The sequence below is a fragment of the Porticoccus sp. genome (assembly GCF_041592135.1).
Classification (GTDB): domain Bacteria; phylum Pseudomonadota; class Gammaproteobacteria; order Pseudomonadales; family Porticoccaceae; genus Porticoccus.
The window spans coordinates 1-17,574 of the sequence record NZ_JBFHQR010000038.1; the positions used below are offsets into that span (position 1 = coordinate 1).

17 protein-coding genes are annotated in these 17,574 nt (G+C 55.8%); 13 read left to right on the forward strand and 4 right to left on the reverse strand.

What is annotated here, in order from left to right:
- The coding region (locus tag ABY948_RS05470; protein ID WP_461481506.1) for a hypothetical protein at positions 1 to 333 on the reverse strand (333 nt) is incomplete at its 3' end.
- A gap of 58 nt (positions 334 to 391) precedes the next feature.
- Here ABY948_RS05470 and ABY948_RS05475 point away from each other — a divergent pair.
- Complete coding sequence (locus ABY948_RS05475; protein WP_461481507.1) at positions 392 to 607, forward strand: hypothetical protein; 216 nt, start codon at positions 392 to 394, stop codon at positions 605 to 607.
- Positions 608 to 623: 16 nt separating this feature from the next.
- On the opposite strand, the gene ABY948_RS05480 is transcribed toward ABY948_RS05475, so the two are convergent.
- Complete coding sequence (locus tag ABY948_RS05480; RefSeq protein ID WP_461481508.1) at positions 624 to 1,556, reverse strand: hypothetical protein; 933 nt, start codon at positions 1,554 to 1,556, stop codon at positions 624 to 626.
- 196 nt (positions 1,557 to 1,752) lie between these two features.
- Positions 1,753 to 2,034, reverse strand: coding sequence for a hypothetical protein (locus tag ABY948_RS05485; RefSeq protein ID WP_461481509.1), 282 nt, complete (start codon positions 2,032 to 2,034; stop codon positions 1,753 to 1,755).
- Between the two features lie 325 nt (positions 2,035 to 2,359).
- Between ABY948_RS05485 and ABY948_RS05490 the strand changes: the two genes are divergently transcribed.
- The 8 genes from ABY948_RS05490 (at position 2,360) to ABY948_RS05525 (ending at position 12,969) form a co-directional block, all read left to right on the forward strand.
- Entirely contained in the window at positions 2,360 to 3,640 is a 1,281-nt protein-coding gene (locus tag ABY948_RS05490; RefSeq protein ID WP_461481510.1) for a porin, read from the forward strand.
- 56 nt (positions 3,641 to 3,696) lie between these two features.
- Entirely contained in the window at positions 3,697 to 5,373 is a 1,677-nt protein-coding gene (locus tag ABY948_RS05495) for an outer membrane protein assembly factor BamB family protein (RefSeq protein WP_461481511.1), read from the forward strand.
- 73 nt (positions 5,374 to 5,446) lie between these two features.
- Positions 5,447 to 5,902: a c-type cytochrome gene (locus tag ABY948_RS05500; protein WP_461481512.1), complete on the forward strand. Its 456-nt coding sequence runs from the start codon at positions 5,447 to 5,449 to the stop codon at positions 5,900 to 5,902.
- Positions 5,903 to 5,954: 52 nt separating this feature from the next.
- On the forward strand, positions 5,955 to 6,728 hold the full coding sequence (locus tag ABY948_RS05505) for a substrate-binding periplasmic protein (protein ID WP_461481513.1): 774 nt from the start codon (positions 5,955 to 5,957) through the stop codon (positions 6,726 to 6,728).
- A gap of 193 nt (positions 6,729 to 6,921) precedes the next feature.
- Entirely contained in the window at positions 6,922 to 9,279 is a 2,358-nt protein-coding gene (locus tag ABY948_RS05510; protein WP_461481514.1) for a TonB-dependent receptor, read from the forward strand.
- A gap of 38 nt (positions 9,280 to 9,317) precedes the next feature.
- Positions 9,318 to 11,420: a TonB-dependent receptor gene (locus ABY948_RS05515; RefSeq protein WP_461481515.1), complete on the forward strand. Its 2,103-nt coding sequence runs from the start codon at positions 9,318 to 9,320 to the stop codon at positions 11,418 to 11,420.
- A 68-nt stretch (positions 11,421 to 11,488) separates the two neighbouring features.
- On the forward strand, positions 11,489 to 12,442 hold the full coding sequence (locus ABY948_RS05520) for a beta-propeller fold lactonase family protein (protein ID WP_461481516.1): 954 nt from the start codon (positions 11,489 to 11,491) through the stop codon (positions 12,440 to 12,442).
- Positions 12,439 to 12,969 carry a cytochrome b gene (locus ABY948_RS05525; RefSeq protein WP_461481517.1) on the forward strand — a complete coding sequence of 177 codons (531 nt, stop codon included), beginning with the start codon at positions 12,439 to 12,441 and terminating at the stop codon, positions 12,967 to 12,969. The genes ABY948_RS05520 and ABY948_RS05525 overlap by 4 nt, the downstream gene beginning before the upstream one ends.
- 45 nt (positions 12,970 to 13,014) lie before the next feature.
- Here ABY948_RS05525 and ABY948_RS05530 read toward each other — a convergent pair whose 3' ends face one another.
- Positions 13,015 to 14,145 carry an aminotransferase class V-fold PLP-dependent enzyme gene (locus tag ABY948_RS05530; RefSeq protein ID WP_461481518.1) on the reverse strand — a complete coding sequence of 377 codons (1,131 nt, stop codon included), beginning with the start codon at positions 14,143 to 14,145 and terminating at the stop codon, positions 13,015 to 13,017.
- Between the two features lie 791 nt (positions 14,146 to 14,936).
- Between ABY948_RS05530 and ABY948_RS05535 the strand changes: the two genes are divergently transcribed.
- The 4 genes from ABY948_RS05535 to ABY948_RS05550 all read left to right on the forward strand — a co-directional run bounded on the left by ABY948_RS05535 (position 14,937) and on the right by ABY948_RS05550 (position 17,429).
- Positions 14,937 to 15,425, forward strand: coding sequence for a TIGR00645 family protein (locus ABY948_RS05535; RefSeq protein ID WP_461481519.1), 489 nt, complete (start codon positions 14,937 to 14,939; stop codon positions 15,423 to 15,425).
- A 244-nt stretch (positions 15,426 to 15,669) separates the two neighbouring features.
- On the forward strand, positions 15,670 to 16,026 hold the full coding sequence (locus ABY948_RS05540; protein WP_461481520.1) for a group I truncated hemoglobin: 357 nt from the start codon (positions 15,670 to 15,672) through the stop codon (positions 16,024 to 16,026).
- An 8-nt stretch (positions 16,027 to 16,034) separates the two neighbouring features.
- Positions 16,035 to 16,994 (forward strand): 2Fe-2S iron-sulfur cluster-binding protein, encoded by a 960-nt coding sequence (locus tag ABY948_RS05545; RefSeq protein WP_461481521.1) that lies wholly within the window; start codon positions 16,035 to 16,037, stop codon positions 16,992 to 16,994.
- 3 nt (positions 16,995 to 16,997) lie between these two features.
- Positions 16,998 to 17,429 carry an RrF2 family transcriptional regulator gene (locus ABY948_RS05550; protein WP_461481522.1) on the forward strand — a complete coding sequence of 144 codons (432 nt, stop codon included), beginning with the start codon at positions 16,998 to 17,000 and terminating at the stop codon, positions 17,427 to 17,429.
- The last annotated feature ends 145 nt before the right edge of the window (positions 17,430 to 17,574 follow it).

Below are 17,574 nucleotides of genomic sequence, written 5' to 3' on the forward strand. Positions count from 1 at the left end.
ATCCAGGCCGATGAGCATGTTGATCGGATGCCCGGACCAACCCCTGAAGCTGACCAGGTCCACTGACTGGAAGGCGTAGCCCAGTAGTTCATCGCCTTTGAACACCGGCCAGACGGGGACATCCTGTTGTTTTTGACCGATGGTGGTGGCATCCGGGAAGAGTGCGGTTATTTCTTTATCCAGCTGGCTGGTGAGGTTCTCTGCCGATGCTGCGGCTGTAGCGAAGAGCGTCTGAACTAGCAGGCAGGCGGCCAAAAGGCAGAATGCAAAAAAGCATGGCACAACGCTAAGCGGCCTTTTCGGTGAGGACATTGCTCGGTTACGGACGGCCATCTGTGTTGTCTTCACCCTCATGAAGATCGGAAACACTTGCAGCTGAAGCAGGCGCAGGTTGAATTATCAATTCCTGCGATTTTTTGTTGTTTCTGCGGTCGTGCTGCATCCTGAAAAAGCAGTTTTTATCTGTTCTATTTCCGGGTATATCCGTAGTAACGGAAATATTCCGGACGTCAAAAATTTTATTTTGTTTAAATTATCTGTCAGGCATCGCCTGGTGGGGTATGGCCGCCGCGGCACGCTGGTCGCGACAGCCATATCCTATTTGTGATGACAGGGTTCTAACATCACAGCTCATCAAGAATCTGTTTCCGTTTGACCGCATATTCTTCGTCACTGACAAGCCCTTTTTCGCGCAAATTGTTCAGGGAGACCAGGCGCTCCTCGGCTGATTTAACCGGTGCGGCCACCGGCATGGTATAACCCGGTATCGGTTGTCCCATGATCTCTTCAATTTCCTTGCGTTTGCGCAGCATCTCGTTTTGTTTGGCGGCTTCTTCTCTGGTCGCATAGGCATTGGTTGCTTTATGCAGGTCGATCACAAACCAGTCGCGGCGGATGCCATTTTGGATTCTGTTTTCAATGCCGTTGACTTCCAGTGTGGTGTTACGGAAGGCGTCTGATCCGGAAGAGGGCTTTGAGCGGTTGCCGTGATCAAGGTTGTAAGTGACGATCCCCGCATTGCTCGGATCGTAGGCCGCCTCATAACCAATGTTCCTGACCCGGTCGAAGTCACCCAGAATCAGGTTGAGTCGGCCCTGCTTGTAAAATGCCCGACCGGCGATGAAATAGGCGTCTTTCTTCAGGCCGAGCAGTTTTGCCTCGGACTTTTCCATGGCGAAAATAATGTCCTGTCCCGGCGTTACGCCCTTGAAGCCCTCGGCGAGAGACTTGCTCAGGAGGGCTATCTGTTCATCCGTAAAAACGGCAGTGGCACCGGAAGCCGTGCCCGTATCCTTAACCTTCAGTAGCGACAGGGCAATTCTGATTTCATTCTGATCGAGTTCGACCGGGTGATCGTTGGCACCCTGGCTGGCGGTATCCTGTTTGGCATATTTGATGTAACGGTTGGGGCCGTCTTCCCACAGAACACGGTCGATATCGTCGCTGTCACTAAAAAATCCCACATTGAGGTTGTCGAAAAAACTCAGCGCCAGCACAGGCTCAACGCAGATGAGGGCGAGTAAGGGAACAAGGAATTTCTTCATAAACTTCATCATTATGGGCTCTCTTGTTTAAGGCTAAGTTTTCAGGTTGAAGTGAGTTGTTATCTCCTCAAAAGAATTCAACACCCGTCACATCAACCAATTGTTATGAACCACTTATTTTGCTCTGCGAAACGATAATCCCTATTAATGACACCGTCTATCCTGTTTGAAAATGTATTGCCTGGGGGACGCTTGCAAGCTGTTTAATTTATCCTTTCAAGGCCTGGTATTCAGCACTGAGGATGGCATCCACACTTGAAAATATTTCTGGGTGTCTTACCAGCGTCTCTCTCGGTACGGTTTTCAAGCGTCCGGCTGACTTGGCGGCCACGCCCCTGGAAACCTGCTCTATGCGAATGGCCAAAAGGGCGCTTGCGTAACGGTGCTTTCCCGCCAGCTGATAGAGATAGGATACAGAGTGATTGCAAACTGAAGCCAGTTCAGCGCGTTCTCTTTTCGAGGCGACTCGTAAAAAATCTCCTAATTCCATACCTCTGTACTCCGCCTGTCATGGCAATCGGTTAATTAGCAGTGCTAATACTGCGGGCCAAATTGACTTTATTTATGTTTCTTAAAAATTAGATCTATTCGAATTAAATCTGCATAAAACGATTTCAGACCCTGTGCCTATTTAGGATTCTGAGGGAGTGCTTGTCCATGATGATTACTTCATAGCAGTTAGCTTTGCTTTGATGTTTTAGTAAGGCGGTGGGAAAAAGCCTATGCACTGCTAGCGGTTGCAAGTGTTGTTGCCGTCAGGAAGGTGAGGCTTTGCACATTTTTTAATCCTTAAAATAACTTTGGGGTGAGTTCTTATGCAAAGACACAATAAAGTTTCAAAACTGCGCACGGCGTGCCTGATCGCCGCAGTGTCCTGTGGGTATATTTCACAGGCCGCTGTGGCGGATGAGCCCGTCAAGCCATCCTGGAATATCTCCGGGTGGATTAACGAGAGCATGTCTTACTACGACGATGGCGAAGGCAGCGATATGGTGCAGCTCTCGGATAACGGTACTACCCTGGGTAGCCGTATCACCTTTTCCGGTACTGCCGATCTGGCCTCGAATCTGAACGCCGGTTTTGATGTCACCATTGAGCCATTCTCCGGTAATTCAAACTTCCTGGGAAATAATGCTGGCCAGATTACGCCGTTGGTCTTTTCCAACCAGGATAATCTGGATCAGTTTAATGGTGGTGATATCGGCCTGCTGGGCAGCAGCGTTTACTTTGGCGGCGACTGGGGTAAGGTGACCATGGGTCTGCAAAGTATGCCGACGGATAACATCGGTGTACTGGGCGATCCCTCCATGACCATCTGGTCGGGCGTGGGCGCCATGTTCCGCGGCTCCGGCTTTTTCCTGCGCGGTGCTGAGGGCTCCATGCTGACCGGTGGTGGCACCTGGGGTAACTTTATCCAGTGTATGACCATCCCAGGCCTGGGCATCGGTATTGACTGTAACGGGGTGTACCGCAACGGTATCCGCTATGATCTGCCCTCCCTTGGCCCGGTCAGTATTGCGGTGGGTTATGCCAACGATGATATCTACGATATCGCCGCTAAGGTAAACGGCAAACTGGGTCGCCTGGATGCCAAATTCCATATCGGTTACGCGTACAATGCCGACGGTGGCGCGAATGTCGCTGATGAGACCAACCCCGAAGCCGACACCGACACGGAAATGCTGACCACGCAATTTGGTCTGATGGATCCGGAAACCGGTCTGTTTGGTGCCGTTACCTGGCAGCACGAAGAAGCCAGTGGCGATGTCTCCGAGTTCGCTGAGGACGAGACCGATGCCTACTACACCAAGCTGGGTATCCGGAAAGCCTTTACCAGTCTGGGTGATACCGCCTTCTATGTGGAATACGGTCAATACAACGACCAGTATGGCGCTTTGGGTGCTCAAGGTGTTACTGGCTCCGAGGTGACCCGCACCGGCGCGGCACTGGAACAGTATTTCGGCAGCAAAGTGATTCTGTACGGAAAATACGAGCAGCTGGATCTCGATGTTGAGGGCTCGGACGCGGTTGAGGATGTCTACAACGACATCGACAAGCTGAACCTGTTCTCGCTCGGTGTCACCTACTTCTTCTAAGACCAGGGCGACCGCGTCAATAAAAATAATCCTATAAAAGGAAGGGAGTTAAACAAATGAATACTTCTCGAGTTAAAAAAACCAAGAAGGTGGCCAAGGTAGCAGCCTGTGCTTTATCGCTGCTGGGTACGCTCTCGCTGACCGCTTTTGCAGCAGACAACCCCAATAACTGGCCGGAATATTACCGGGACTCAAACGCCTGGCGTTACAGTCCCCTTGACCAGATCAACAAGGACAATGTCAAGAAGCTGAAAGTGGCCTGGATTCACCAGCCCGGTGATATTCAGATGGGTCTGCAGGCAACGCCGATCGCCATTGACGGCGTCCTGTATTACGTTGCCGCCAACAATAACGTCTATGCCGTGGATGGCAAGACCGGCGAGACACTTTGGCACTACCAGCCGGAACTGGACCCGGAGAGTGCCACCAGCTTCTGGGCAGCCCAAAGCCGCGGCGTATCAGTGGGTTTCGGCAATGTTTATCTGGGTAGTCTCGACGGGCGCTTTATCGCCCTCGACCAGAAAACCGGTAAGGAAAAGTGGTCCACGCAACTGACGGATTTTCATAACTGTCGCGGTTGTAACTTTTCTTTCCCTCCGCAGTTGGCCGGCGATATTCTCTACAGCGGTCACACCGGTGGTGACCAGCCACAGCAGGGTAAAATCTTTGGTGTGAATGCCAAAACCGGCGAGCTGGTCTGGACATTTAAAGCCATCAAGGATGATCCCAAAAGCTGGCCCGGTGACAGTGGCAAGGTGGGCGGCAGCGGTGCCTGGATGCCGGGTGTGTACGATGCCAAAACGGGTACCATCCTGATCGGTACCAGTAATGCCGCGCCAGACTTCTTCAGTGAAGGCCGCAAGGGCGATAACCTGTATTCGGCGTCTATCCTCGCGCTGGAAGGCAAGACAGGCAAGTTGAAGTGGTACCATCAGGAAGTGCCGCACGACAGCTGGGATTATGACTCCGCTTACGAGATCATGACCATTGAGCACGAAGGCAAGGAACTGCTGGTTCACCTCAACAAGGGCGGTTTTGTCTCGGTTCTCGATAAGGCCACCGGTAAACCCCATAACATCTGGAAATTCACCGACAACGCCAACTGGGTTGACAGTGTGAACCCCAAAACCGGTGAGCTGATTGGCCGCAAGAATCCGGTTGCCGGTGTGGAAGCTACCTTCTGCCCGTCGGTACTGGGTGCGCGCAGCTGGAACCAGGCGGCCTATAACCCCAATACCAAACTCTGGTATTCAAACGGTTGGGACTTCTGTAATACCGTTGTTCCCGCTGCACAGGATCCGGAACAATTGGGTTGGGCTGGGGTTTACTTCGGTATTTCAAAACTGGAGCTGATTCCACCGCCCGGCAAGAAGTCCGGCTCTGCCCGTCTGGATGCTCGCGACCCCATTACCGGCAAGGTTAAATGGTCCGTGGATTATCCGGTTCCAGGCATGAACTCGGTGCTGACAACCGCCGGTGGCCTCGTCTTTAACGGTGATGCCACAGGTATCTACAAAGCCTATGACGCTGACAACGGGAAGGAACTCTGGAGCTTTAATGCCGGTTCCGGTTTCCGTTCCGGTCCCATAAGCTACGGTGTCGATGGCAAGCAGTACATTCTGGTCCCCAGTGGTTTGGGTGGTCTGGCGCTGGGTTTTGCGACCGGTGCCTTCCCGAACCTGATTGGTCTGCCAGGTGGTGCAGCGCTGATTGCCTTCAGTTTGGAAGACTAAAATTTGTTTGGGTAATGGTGGAGAGGACGTGGCGTCCTCTCCACTTTTTCGATGAAAAGGAAGTAGCAACGTGATGAATTTGAGAAAAAATCTGACCGCTGGTTTGACTCATATCGGTTTGCAAGGACAGAAATCCAAGAAACCTGGCGCCACGGTTTTGGTCGGGGCCTTTCTGCTGTTGTGTGTCAGCATGGCGACCCTGGCAGGCGGTAATGCCGCGGTGGTGGAAGCGCCATCCGGTTCTTCGGCTGACCGGTTGGCGTCTGAAGAAATGATCAAGGCGGGGGAGCTGACATTCAGTCAAAATTGTACCTACTGCCATGGCTACCGGGGCATCGGTGGCAAGGCACGCAAAATGCAATGCCGTGATACCTATACCCCCGATTATGTGTTCACCACCATTTCAAACGGCAAACAGCGTGGCTCGCTGATTATGCCCCCCTGGAAAGACAGCTTTAGTGAAGAAACCCGCTGGCAACTGGTTGCTTATATTTTGTCCCTGAAAACATTGCCCGCCTGCAGTGAATAGGACGGAGTGCTTTCGGCAGCCGGATTAACCACAATACGAACAAGAGGTTCCGATGAAAAAGCTGGCAATGGGTTTCGCGCTCATCTTCTCACTGTCGACCGCGGTAGCGGGTGTTCAAGCTGCCGATCTCGCGCACATCAAGCAAAAGCAGTCGTTGAATATCTGTGTGAGCTACGACTCCCTGCCGTTCTCTACGTCAGATGATGGCCCCAACCCCGGACTGCATATCGAACTGGGGAGGCTGCTGGCCAGGGAGTTCGGCGTCTCACTGCAATTGTCGTGGGTAACCTTTCGCTACCAGGCCAAGTACACCAACTGTGATGCGTTTATGGGCGTTGCCATACTGGGTGATGAGGATGGCCCGATTAAGAAGACGGAACCCTATACCCGGATCGAAGTGTTGCTGGCTCACCAGCCGGGGAAAGGCCCGTATAAAACGATCGATGACCTGAAGGGCTTGAAAGTCGCCACCCCCAGTGCCTCGGCGGTGCACACCGTCTTGGTCAATAAACCTGTTGAGCTCTATGTCAGCATGTTGAAGGACACGGACATTCTCGACGCCGTGACTGAGGGTCGAGTGGATCTGGGGGTTGTGTCCAACGCCGGGCTCGGCTGGTACAGACATACCCATCCTGGCGTGGCGTTACAGTCCGAGTCATCAAAATTTATCCATCCCCTCAATGGCTATCCCGTGGCAATTGGCTTTAGACAGGCCAACCAGGAAACCGTTGATGAGGCTAACAGGGTGCTGACAAAGTTGCACAAAAGCGGTGAGTTGACGGCATTGCTCGAAAAATATGGCCTCGAGCCAATCGATAGAAAGTAGTGCGGTACTTGTCGTTGGGGACAGGGCGTCAGGTTGCACCAAGCCAGGGCTAATGGGGCATTCCACGTTGGCCATGGAGAACATAGCAGTCGGTCTCAAATGGTCCCGCCAGGGCCGAGCGGGGCCTTTTTCCGGCGATCGTTTTAGCACCGATAAATATAATCACATTGATAGATAAGGGCTTTTGTCAGTTGTGTTGAACAAAAAGTCAGTTACAGATGTCGTTTTCCTCTCCTTTGCCGGCTTGGCCGCTACGGCGTTTTGCCTGTTGGCGGTGCCCTGCTTTTCTGCCGGGCTGGAAAACAGTCCTGTGGTCGAGGAGGTGGAGGTGGTTGCGACAGCCCCTCGCCAGGGCCTGTCAGCTGAGGTCGACAGCCTGCCGATGCATGTGCAGTCCCTGAAGCTGGAGCTGGACGATGTCCAGAACACCCCGGCATTGGGTGACCTGCTCAGCCGTCGCTTTGCCGGTGTCACCCTGAACATGGCGCAGAACAATCCGCTGCAGCCGGATCTGCAATTCCGCGGCTACACGGCATCACCGCTGCTCGGGCTGCCCCAGGGTATTGCCATTTACCAGAATGGCGTGCGCGTCAATGCCCCCTTTGGCGAGACAGTCAACTGGGAGCTGCTACCCCTGGAAGCCATTGATCGGGTGGACCTGATTGCCGGTGCCAATCCCCTGTTCGGCTATAACAGCCTGGGCGGCGTACTCAACCTGCGCATGAAGAACGGCTTCAGTTTTGATGAATCCTGGCTGGGTCTGGGTGCCGGGGAATATGGCCGTCGACAGAACAGTTTCGAGTGGGGCGGCAACAACGGCTCCTCGGGACTGTATGTCTACGCCAGTGGTTTCGAGGAAGACGGCTGGCGGGATAATTCCTTCAGCCGGGTCAACAATATCTATTCGGCATACACCTACCGGGGCGAACAGCAGGAGCTGGAATTTTCGCTGCAGCTGGGAGAGGGTTCGCTGCGCGGCAATGGCCCGGCGCCGAAACAGCTTCTGGACGCCGAGGGTGATGATACCGTCTTTACCCACCCGGATATTACCGATAACCGGTTGGTGCAGCTGTCCCTGGAGCATCTCTGGCTGTTGGCTGATGATATGACACTGACTACCGGGCTGTTTGCCCGGCGCCTGGGAACACAATCCTTCAACGGCGACGGCACGGAGTATGAGGCCTGTGACTCGGGCGGAGATGAATGGCTGGTGGCTGAATTCAATGATGTGGATATGGATGGCGAGTGCAATGCCGCCATCGATGCCGATATCGAATACGTACTGGACCAGAACAGTCAGCTGGCGGATGGCGACCTGAACGCCATCAACAACCGCTCCCACATCGTGCAGCGGGACTGGGGCGGCGACATGCAATTTGAGTGGCGCCAGCCGCTGTTCGGCATCGATGCCCAACACCATGTCGGCACCCGCTTGAGTCGCGCCATTACCGAGTTCAAGGCGCAGGTGGAGCTGGCGGAACTGGCCGACGATCGCAGCACCCTTGGCAGTGGCAGTTTCGTGCCCGACGAGGCCACCGACATGCTGGCCAGCAGTACCACTGGCGGACTCTTTTTCGGCACCCAGCTGTTCCTGACGGAGCGACTGACAGCGACATTTTCTGGCAACTACCTGAAGGCCAATATCAAACTGGCTGATCGCAGTGGTCAACAGCCCGAACTTGAAGGGGATCACGATTTCCAGCACATCAGTCTGTCCACCGGCCTAAATTACCGGTTCACCGACAACCTGAGCGGCTACGCCGCCTATAGCCAGTCCATGCGATTGCCCACGGCAATCGAGCTGGCCTGTGCCGATCCCGCATTCGAGTGCAGTCTGCCCAACGCGTTCCTGGCCGACCCGCCGCTGGACAAGGTGGTGGTGGACAACTGGGAGCTGGGGATGCGCGGCAAGGCTGCCATTTGGCACTGGCAGGGTTCGCTGTTCTACAGCCGCAACCGCGATGACATCGTGTTCCAGAGCACCGGCGGCACCCAGGGCAATCGGGGCTTTTTTGACAATATCGACAGCACCGAGCGCATCGGCGTAAACCTCTCGGCTGGGGGTGAGCTGGAGAGGCTGTCATGGTTTGTCAACTACAGTTTTCTAAAAGCCGTCTATGGCGATGACTGGCAGGTCGCCAGCCCCAACCACCCGGACAATGTCGACGGACTGTTGTCGGTGGAAGAGGGGGATCGCCTGCCGGGGCTGCCGCGACACAGTCTCCAGGCAGAGCTGGAATATGCGTTGAACGATGATTTCAGGGTATCTCTGGAGGGGCAATTCATCTCATCCATTCATGTGCGCGGCGATGAGTCCAACCAGATGCGGGAGATTCCCTCCTACGCAGTATATGCGCTGTCCAGCCGCTACAACCTGAGCGATCGCCTTGTGCTGACGGCCAGAGTAGATAACCTGTTTGACCGCGAATATGCCAGCTTCGGGTTGCTGGGTGAACCGGACGAAGTACTTGGTGACGAGTTTGATGATCCGCTATTCCTCAGTAGGGGCGCACCGAGAATGGCCTCGATCGGACTCAGGTGGAAACTTTGACCAGGGTTGTGAAGTTATCATTGCAGTGGGTGAGTGGTATGAAAAAAAATAAACTGTTGTTAATCCTCTCCGCAGGTGCCATCACAGGCAGTTGTCTGGCGGCGGAGGTGTCGGCTCCGCCGACGGATGAATCCGCTGTTCCGATGGTGCTGGAAACCATTGTGGTGACGGGAACGCGCAGCGAGCAGGCCCTGGAGATGCTCGCCGGCAATACCGCGGTAGTGGATCAAAAGGCCTTGCAGTTGACCAGTCATACCCATATTCAGGAAAGCCTGGTACGGGTACCCGGTGCGAATTTCGCCAGGGGCAATGGGCAGGAGTATCTGCCCTCGCTGCGCTCTCCGGTGCTGACCGGGGCCGGCGGCTGTGGCAGTGTGCTCTCCGCGGTGGATGGCATTCCCCTGCGCGCCTCCGGTTTCTGCAATATCAACGAGTTGTTTGATGCCCATACGGAAATGGCTGAGCGCATTGAGGTGGTGCGCGGCCCGGGCAGTGCGCTGTATGGCGCCAACGCCATGAACGGCATTGTCAACGTCATCACACCAAACCCCACCCTGGAACCTGAATATACAATGGGCGTTGAGGGTGGTCCCCACGACTATATGCGGATGAGGTATTCCGCATCCGGCACCCAGGGTGCCCAGGGGTTTCGCGCCGATGTGTCCATGAGCCACGATGGTGGATACCGCGAGGATTCTGGTTTTGACCAGCAGAAACTCACCGTCAAGCACCTCTACAGCGGCGACGAGCTGAGGGTCACCTCGACGCTGTCGATGACCAACCTGAATCAGGAAACGGCGGGCTATATCGTCGGCAAGGACGCCTACAAGGACAGTCATCTCAAGAATGACAACCCCAACCCTGAAGCTTACCGGGATACCCAGAGCGTACACTTCTCCAGCCGTATGGATTACCAGTTGACGGATCGCGCCTTTGTGACGGTGACACCCTATCTGCGCTATACCGATATGGATTTCCTTCAGCATTTCCTGCCGGGGACCCCCCTGGAGGAAAACGGCCAGAAGAGTTTCGGCATCCAAAGCGCCTACCACAACAGGCTCAGGGATGATCTGACCATCGTCACCGGTGTGGACGTGGAATATACCTCGGCATTTCTGAAACAGAGCCAGGATGCGCCCACAGAAGGCTCTGCCTTCCTGATGGCGACGATTCCAGAGGGTAAGCACTACGATTACGAAGTCGATGCGTTGATGGCGGCGCCCTTTATTCATAGCAATTGGCAGCTAACCGACCGCCTGGCCATGACCGCGGGCCTGCGCTACGAGTTTGTCCGCTATGACTACGACAACCGTATGCTCGATGGCAGAACCGATGAAAACGGCATTCCCTGCGGCTTCGGTGGTTGTCGCTACAGTCGTCCGCCAGACAGGACCGACCGGTTTGAGAACTGGTCCCCCAAGCTGGGTTTTGTCTATGACCTCGCCGACAGTCACCAGGCTTATGTGAATCTGGCCCAGGGTTTTCGCGCGCCCCAGGCCACCGAGTTGTATCGTCTCGAGCGGGATCAGATCAAGGCACACCTGGATTCCGAGGAGCTGTTGAGTGCGGAACTCGGTTTCAGGGGACAAGTGGAAAGGTTGTCCTATGACGTGGCGTTGTTTGCCATGAAGAAACGCCATGAAATTTTTCGCGATTCCGACTTCTTCAATGTCGCGGATGGAGAGATTCGCTCCCGAGGCGTGGAGCTGGCCCTTGCCTATCAGTTCAATGAGCAATTTGATGTCGCCCTGGCCGCCAGTTACGCCGAGCATGAGTACAGCGACGACCGCCTTTCCGGCGGTATTGAAATTGATGGCAATGACGTGGATACGGCCCCACACCACTTTGGCAGTGCCCGGTTGGGATGGAATTTCCATCCCGCCGGCAGGGTCGAACTGGAATGGTTGAACCAGGGGGCTTACTATACCGATCCCGAAAATGAACACCGCTATGATGGTCACGACCTGCTGAACCTGCGCTCGAGCTGGCAGTTGACACCCGAGTGGAAACTGTCAGCCCGGATCACCAACCTGACGGACGAGGATTATGCCGAGCGGGCGGATTACACCAGTTTCAGTGGCGACCGCTATTTCCCGGGAGAGCCCAGGTCGTTTTATCTCGGGGTAGAACATACATGGTAAGGCCAGTCCCCCCGAGTAACGGGCGGGCTGTCCGGCCAGAAAAGAGTGATGAGATCAGGAGAGACGTCATGCAAACCGTGAAACCGTACCTTATACCCATGTTGTTCTGGCTCTGTGTGCCCCAGCTGGCGCTGTCGGCACCGTTTGCCTACGTTCCCAATGAGCAATCCGGCACCATCAGCATTCTCGATGTCGCGACGGATCAGGTTGTCCATACCCTGAAAGCCGGCGAGAAGCCGAGGGGCGTCGCCGCATCGCCGCTGGCCAATGGGCGTGTCTATGTAACAGATGGCACCAGCGGCAAGCTGTTGGCCTTTGATACCACCCTGCGCACCCTGGTGGGCACCGCCGAGCTGGGAAAATCCCCTGAGGGGGCCAGTGTCTCCCCGGATGGAACGCTGGTCGCCGCTGCCGTTGAAGAGTCAAACAGCATTGTGCTGCTCGATGGCAACACCCTGGAGCGTCTGGCGGAAATAGCCGTTAAGGGCGAGAACCCGGAACACGTGGTCTTTAGCCCGGACATGAAGTGGCTCTACGTCAGTGCCGAGAACACCAACAAGGTCGATATCATTGATCTCGCGGCGCGCCAGCAGGTGGACAGTGTCGAGGTGGGTGAAAGACCCCGCGGTATCGGCTTCCTGCCGGACAGCAGCCGCGCCTATGTGGCCTGTGAAGTGGCCAGCATGGTGTATGTGATCGACGTGGCCAGCCACGAGGTGGTGACGCCGATCAAGGCGGGCACCTTCTCGAATGGCGTGACCGTCAGTCCGGATGGCAAGCGGGTGTTCATTTCCAACGGCAAAGACGCATCGGTATCGGTGATCGATACCACCTCCAATGCCGTGATTGCCGAGATCCCGGTGGGCAAGCGCCCCTGGAATATGGCCATCGAGCCGACCGGCAAGAAGCTCTATGTGGCCAATGGCCGCTCCGACAGTGTCACGGTGATTGATGTGGAAACACTGAAGCCGGCGGGTGAGATCGCCGTGGGCGTGCGTCCCTGGGGAGTGGCCATTCAGTGAGGAAGGACCGCTATACCCTGACGGCCATTTTTTTCCACTGGGCCCATGTGCTGATCGTATTTTTTCTGTTGGGCTGGGGCTGGTATATGGTGGATCTGGCCAAGGGCAGTGCCGAGCGCACCTTTGCCTTTGGCCTGCACAAGTCCATTGGCATCATCGCCTTGCTGTTGTGGGTGGGCCGCCTGGCCTGGCGTGCCACCCATACCCCACCACCGCTCTATCCGGATGGCCGGGAGCTTGCCCGTCGGCTGGTCGCGGCTATTCACTGGTTGTTTTACCTGCTGCTGCTGTTGGTGCCCCTGACGGGTTACCTGTCCGCCTCCTTTACCAAGTACCAGACCAGGTTCTTCGGCATCCCGCTGCCCAAGGCCGGTTGGGAAGACCCGGCGATCAACGCGGTATTCAGCCAGATTCACCAGGGGTTGACTTGGGTTCTGGTGGCATTGATCGTGGCTCATGTCGCCGGGGCTGTCTTGTCCCACCTGAGGGGTGAGCCGGTGCTGGGCAAGATGTTGCCCTGGAAGTGACCTGAGGCCTCCGCCAGTGCCACGGCTGGCGGAGAACCCCGGAATTCAGGCGCCGATATTGCCCAGCGCCCGACTCAGGTTGTCGATGGTGCGGTCGATGTTGTGCAGCTTATCGAGGCCGAACAGCCCGATCCTGAAGGTGCGGAAGCCCTCCGGTTCATCACATTGCAGGGGTACCCCGGCGGCGATTTGCAGGCCCTCGGCGAGGAATTTCTTGCCGCTGTGGATATCCACGTCATCGGTGTAGCTGACCACCACTCCGGGGGCCTGGAAGCCCGCTGCGGCGACACTCTTGAAACCCTTGTCCGCCAGCAGTGCCCGGGCGCGGCGGCCCAGCTCCAGCTGTTCTTCCTTCACCCGGTCGAAGCCGTAGGCTTCGGTTTCCCGCATGGTATCGCGGAATGTCAGCAGGGCGTCGGTGGGCATGGTGGCATGGTAGGCGTGGCCGCCGTTCTCGTAGGCCTCCATGACTTGCAGCCACTTGCGCAGGTCGCAGGCGAAACTGCTGCTGTGGGTGTCATCGATGCGCTTGCGGGCCTCTGCGCCGAGCATCACCAGGGCGCTACAGGGGGAGGCGCTCCAGCCCTTCTGCGGTGCGCTGATCAGAATATCGACGCCCAGGGCCTTCATGTCCACCCACAGGGTGCCGGAGGCGATGCAATCGAGGACCAACATGCCGTCTACCGAGTGGACCGCCTCGGCCAGGGCGCGGATGTAATCGTCCGGCAACAGCATGCCCGAGGCAGTCTCCACATGGGGGGCAAACACCATCTGCGGTTTTTCCGCCTGGATTCGCGCCACCACGTCGTCGATGGATGCCGGAGCCAGTGCCGGTTGGGCGCTGTCGTCCACCGGCCGGGCCTTCATGACGATGCTGTCATCGCTGATACGGCCGGTTTCCAGAATCTGGGTCCAGCGGAAGCTGAACCAGCCGTTGCGGATGATCAGGCATTTTTTGCCGGTGGCAAATTGCCGCGCCACGGCTTCCATTCCGTAGGTGCCACCACCGGGAACCACCACCACGGCAGTGGCGTTGTAGACCTGTTTCAATGTACTGGAGATGTCGTTCATCACTTTTTGGAAGCGCTGGGACATGTGATTCAGTGAGCGATCGGTAAAGACCACTGAATATTCCAGCAGGCCATCGGGGTCGGTATCGGGGAGTAAGCCGGGCATGGGTGCTCCTTCTTGCCAGTGCATCATTATTGTCTGAGGCCGGTCAGTATATTTTAAGCGGGTGAAGATTCCCAAAGCTTGTCGTCGCATCGCTGCAATGCATGTGCTGCACAAACGCTTTGTCGAGAATGTTCCCTGTGGAGTGCCGCCCCGTTTCGGTCACTCAAAAACCGGCGGGCAAGTCAAATCCTAGCGGGCCACAAAACTGACTGTGGGCCCCAAAAATGTCATCGAGTCGTACCGCGGGTCTGTTGATAACTCACTAAAAAATAGATAGTTTTAGTCGTTCTGCGGTTGATTTCAGGTTCTGTTTCATCCGCAGCTAATGCTGTATTAACCACATGTTAATGCGGTGGTTATTGACTAACAATAAAATGATGAAGGGTACTATGGCTAGATATATTGTGACGAAAACACCACAAGAAAATGGGGATCATATGGTGCATAACCTGGGCACCTGGTGTCCGGATTTGCCCGACTCTGTGGAGCAGAAATCGCTGGGAAATTTCCCCACCTGTCAGGCGGCAGTGAGGGAGGCGAAAAAGCACTTTGAGCAGGTCAATGGCTGCTTCAAGTGCTCTCGCCTCTGTCACAGCAGTCGCTAACCGGGTTTGGCGCGCAACAGGGCCATTATTTAATGGCCCTTTTTTATGGAGGGCATTCAATGGGGCCACTGCGGTCCAGCAAAGGCTTTTGGCCGGCCGGGCTTTTTCTATCGCCTGCCGCAGTCCGAACAGATAAAATTCCACGCTTTGCTATCCGCTGAAACGTTTTTCGATGAGGTTGTCGTAATGGAAAAGATGTTTGAAAACACCATGTATGCCACTCGCTGGTTGTTGGCACCCATTTATTTTGGGTTGAGTTTTGCGCTGCTGGCGCTCGCCATAAAGTTTTTTGCCGAGGTGGTTCATACCCTGCCGATGATTTTCAGTATGTCGGAAATGGACCTTATTCTGGTGGTGTTGTCATTGGTCGACATCTCTCTGGTGGGCGGTTTGATTGTGATGGTGATGTTCTCTGGCTACGAGAATTTCGTGTCGCAGCTGGATCTGGATGAATCCAATGACAAACTGAGCTGGCTGGGCAAGCTGGACACCAGTTCCCTGAAGAACAAGGTGGCGGCTTCCATCGTGGCGATTTCCTCCATTCACCTGCTGAAGGTGTTTATGAATGCCCACGAGATCGCCAACGATAAAATTCTCTGGTATGTGGTGCTGCACATGACCTTTGTGCTGTCGGCCTTCACGATGGGGTTTCTGGATCGCATGACCCGGCACTGATCAAGCTGTCGGCGGGTTTCGGTGCCCGCCGGACTTCGATTTCCTGTTAAAGGCTTGCCGGGCCCGCCACTGGGGCCGCCCCCATTCAAGCCTGCCCCAATTTGTGGCATTTTTGCCCGCCGGCAGGGGGTTTATCTTTCTCTGCAACGCTAACATCTTGAATTCTAACCGCGCTTATTCTTGGCACCATGTTTGCTTGGATCATTCTGGTATTCCTGATGCAATAATTCGTTGAGGTGATCAAATGAGCTTGTATGAAAAATTGGGTGGCGATGCCGCCGTGGATGCGGCAGTCAATATTTTTTACCGCAAGGTACTGGTGGACGACCGCATCAATCAATATTTTGATGGTGTCGACATGGCAGGCCAGGCGCAAAAGCAAAAAGCGTTCCTGACCATGGTGTTGGGTGGCCCGAACAGTTATACCGGCAAGGACATGCGCGAGGGGCACAAGCATCTGACCGGGCTGAATGATAGCCACGTGGATGCGGTGATCGAGTTGCTGGGTGAAACCCTGAAAGAGCTGGGTGTGGGCGATGAAGATATCGCGGAAGTGGCGGGCCTGGCCAACAGCGTTCGCGACGACGTACTGAATCGCTGAGTACGGCTATGGTAGTCGTTCGCTATAGCGATACGGAAGTTGCCGTCGCCGCAGGCGACACACTGCTATCCGCCCTGGAACGGGCGGATATCACAGTACCCAACAGCTGCCGGGCGGGTCTCTGCCATTCCTGTCTGATGGTGGCCCACAGCGGCCCGGTACCCGCCGCGGCACAGCGGGGACTGACCGCCCAGCAGGTGGCGCAGAACTATTTTCTCGCCTGTCAGTGTCATCCCCAGGAGGACATGGCGGTGTCCCTGGGGGGTACCGAACGGCGCCATGACGCCGTGCTGGTCCACAAGCAGCCGTTGAATGACGGGGTGCTGCGGGTGCGCCTGAAAACGGACATGCCCTGGTTTGCCGGACAGTACACCAGCGTCTGGAAAACCCCCGCGGAGGGGCGCAGTTTTTCCATTGCCAGTTTGCCGGAGGACGGGCAGCTTGAATTACATATCCGGCGCCGTCCGGACGGCTTGATCAGCAGTTGGCTGGAGCACGGGTTGCAGGAAGGCGACAGTTGCCAGTTGAGCGGGGCCCGCGGTTTTTGTTTCTACACCCCGGGCGAGGGCAGTGAAACCCTGCTGCTGGCGGGAACCGGGACGGGGTTGGCTCCCCTCTACGGGGTGGCGCGCCAGGCGCTGGCCAACCAACATCGCGGTGATATCCATCTCTATGCGGCTTCCGGCAGTCCCGAGCAGTTGTACCTGGTGGATGAACTGGCGGAGTTGGCGGAGCGCCACGACAACTTTCATTATCACCCGGTAGTGAAGTGCGCTGCGGAACAGCATCCTCGCCTGAATCAGGGGGATCTGGTGGACATCGTCAGCAGCCGCCACCACGACCTGAAACAGCATCGCGTCTACCTGTGTGGCGCGCCCGCCATGGTCAGGAAACTCCAGAAATTGAGTTTTCTGCAGGGGGCGGCAATGACCGATATCCTGGTGGATGCGTTTGAAGCGCCGGCCTGAGCCATGCAATTGACGCGTTTTACGGACTACGGCCTGCGGGTGCTGATTCACATGTGCAATCAGCCCCCGGGTACCCGTGTCGGACTGGACTTTCTGGCGGCGCATTTCAACATGAACCGCCATCACCTTTACAAGGTCAGTCAGCGCCTTTCCCAGCTTGGCTGGGTCGCCTCGGCGAGGGGTAAAAACGGGGGGATTGTGCTGGCGTCGCCAACCCGCCACCTGACCCTGGCGGATATCGTCTGGGAGCTTGAGGAAACGATGGCGCCCATCGACTGCGAGGGTATTGAGTGCCCCATCGCCAATCACTGTAAGTTGCAGGGGGTGCTGGGACTTGCCATTCAGGCCTTCCGCAATGTGTTGGCCCGGTATCAACTGGGCGACCTCCAGCAAAGTGACCTGCAAGTCATCAAAAAAGTGTTCAATGTGTCGTAATTGCCACTAGGGCCTGTTCACACTAATTTGGTTGCCTCTGTTGTGACTAAAAAAGCGCCAATCTAGGCGCGAGAAATGAATTTAGTGGTTCTAACTGAGTGACGAGCAACGACGAGTGGCGCTTTTTTAGCCGCAACCCGAAGGG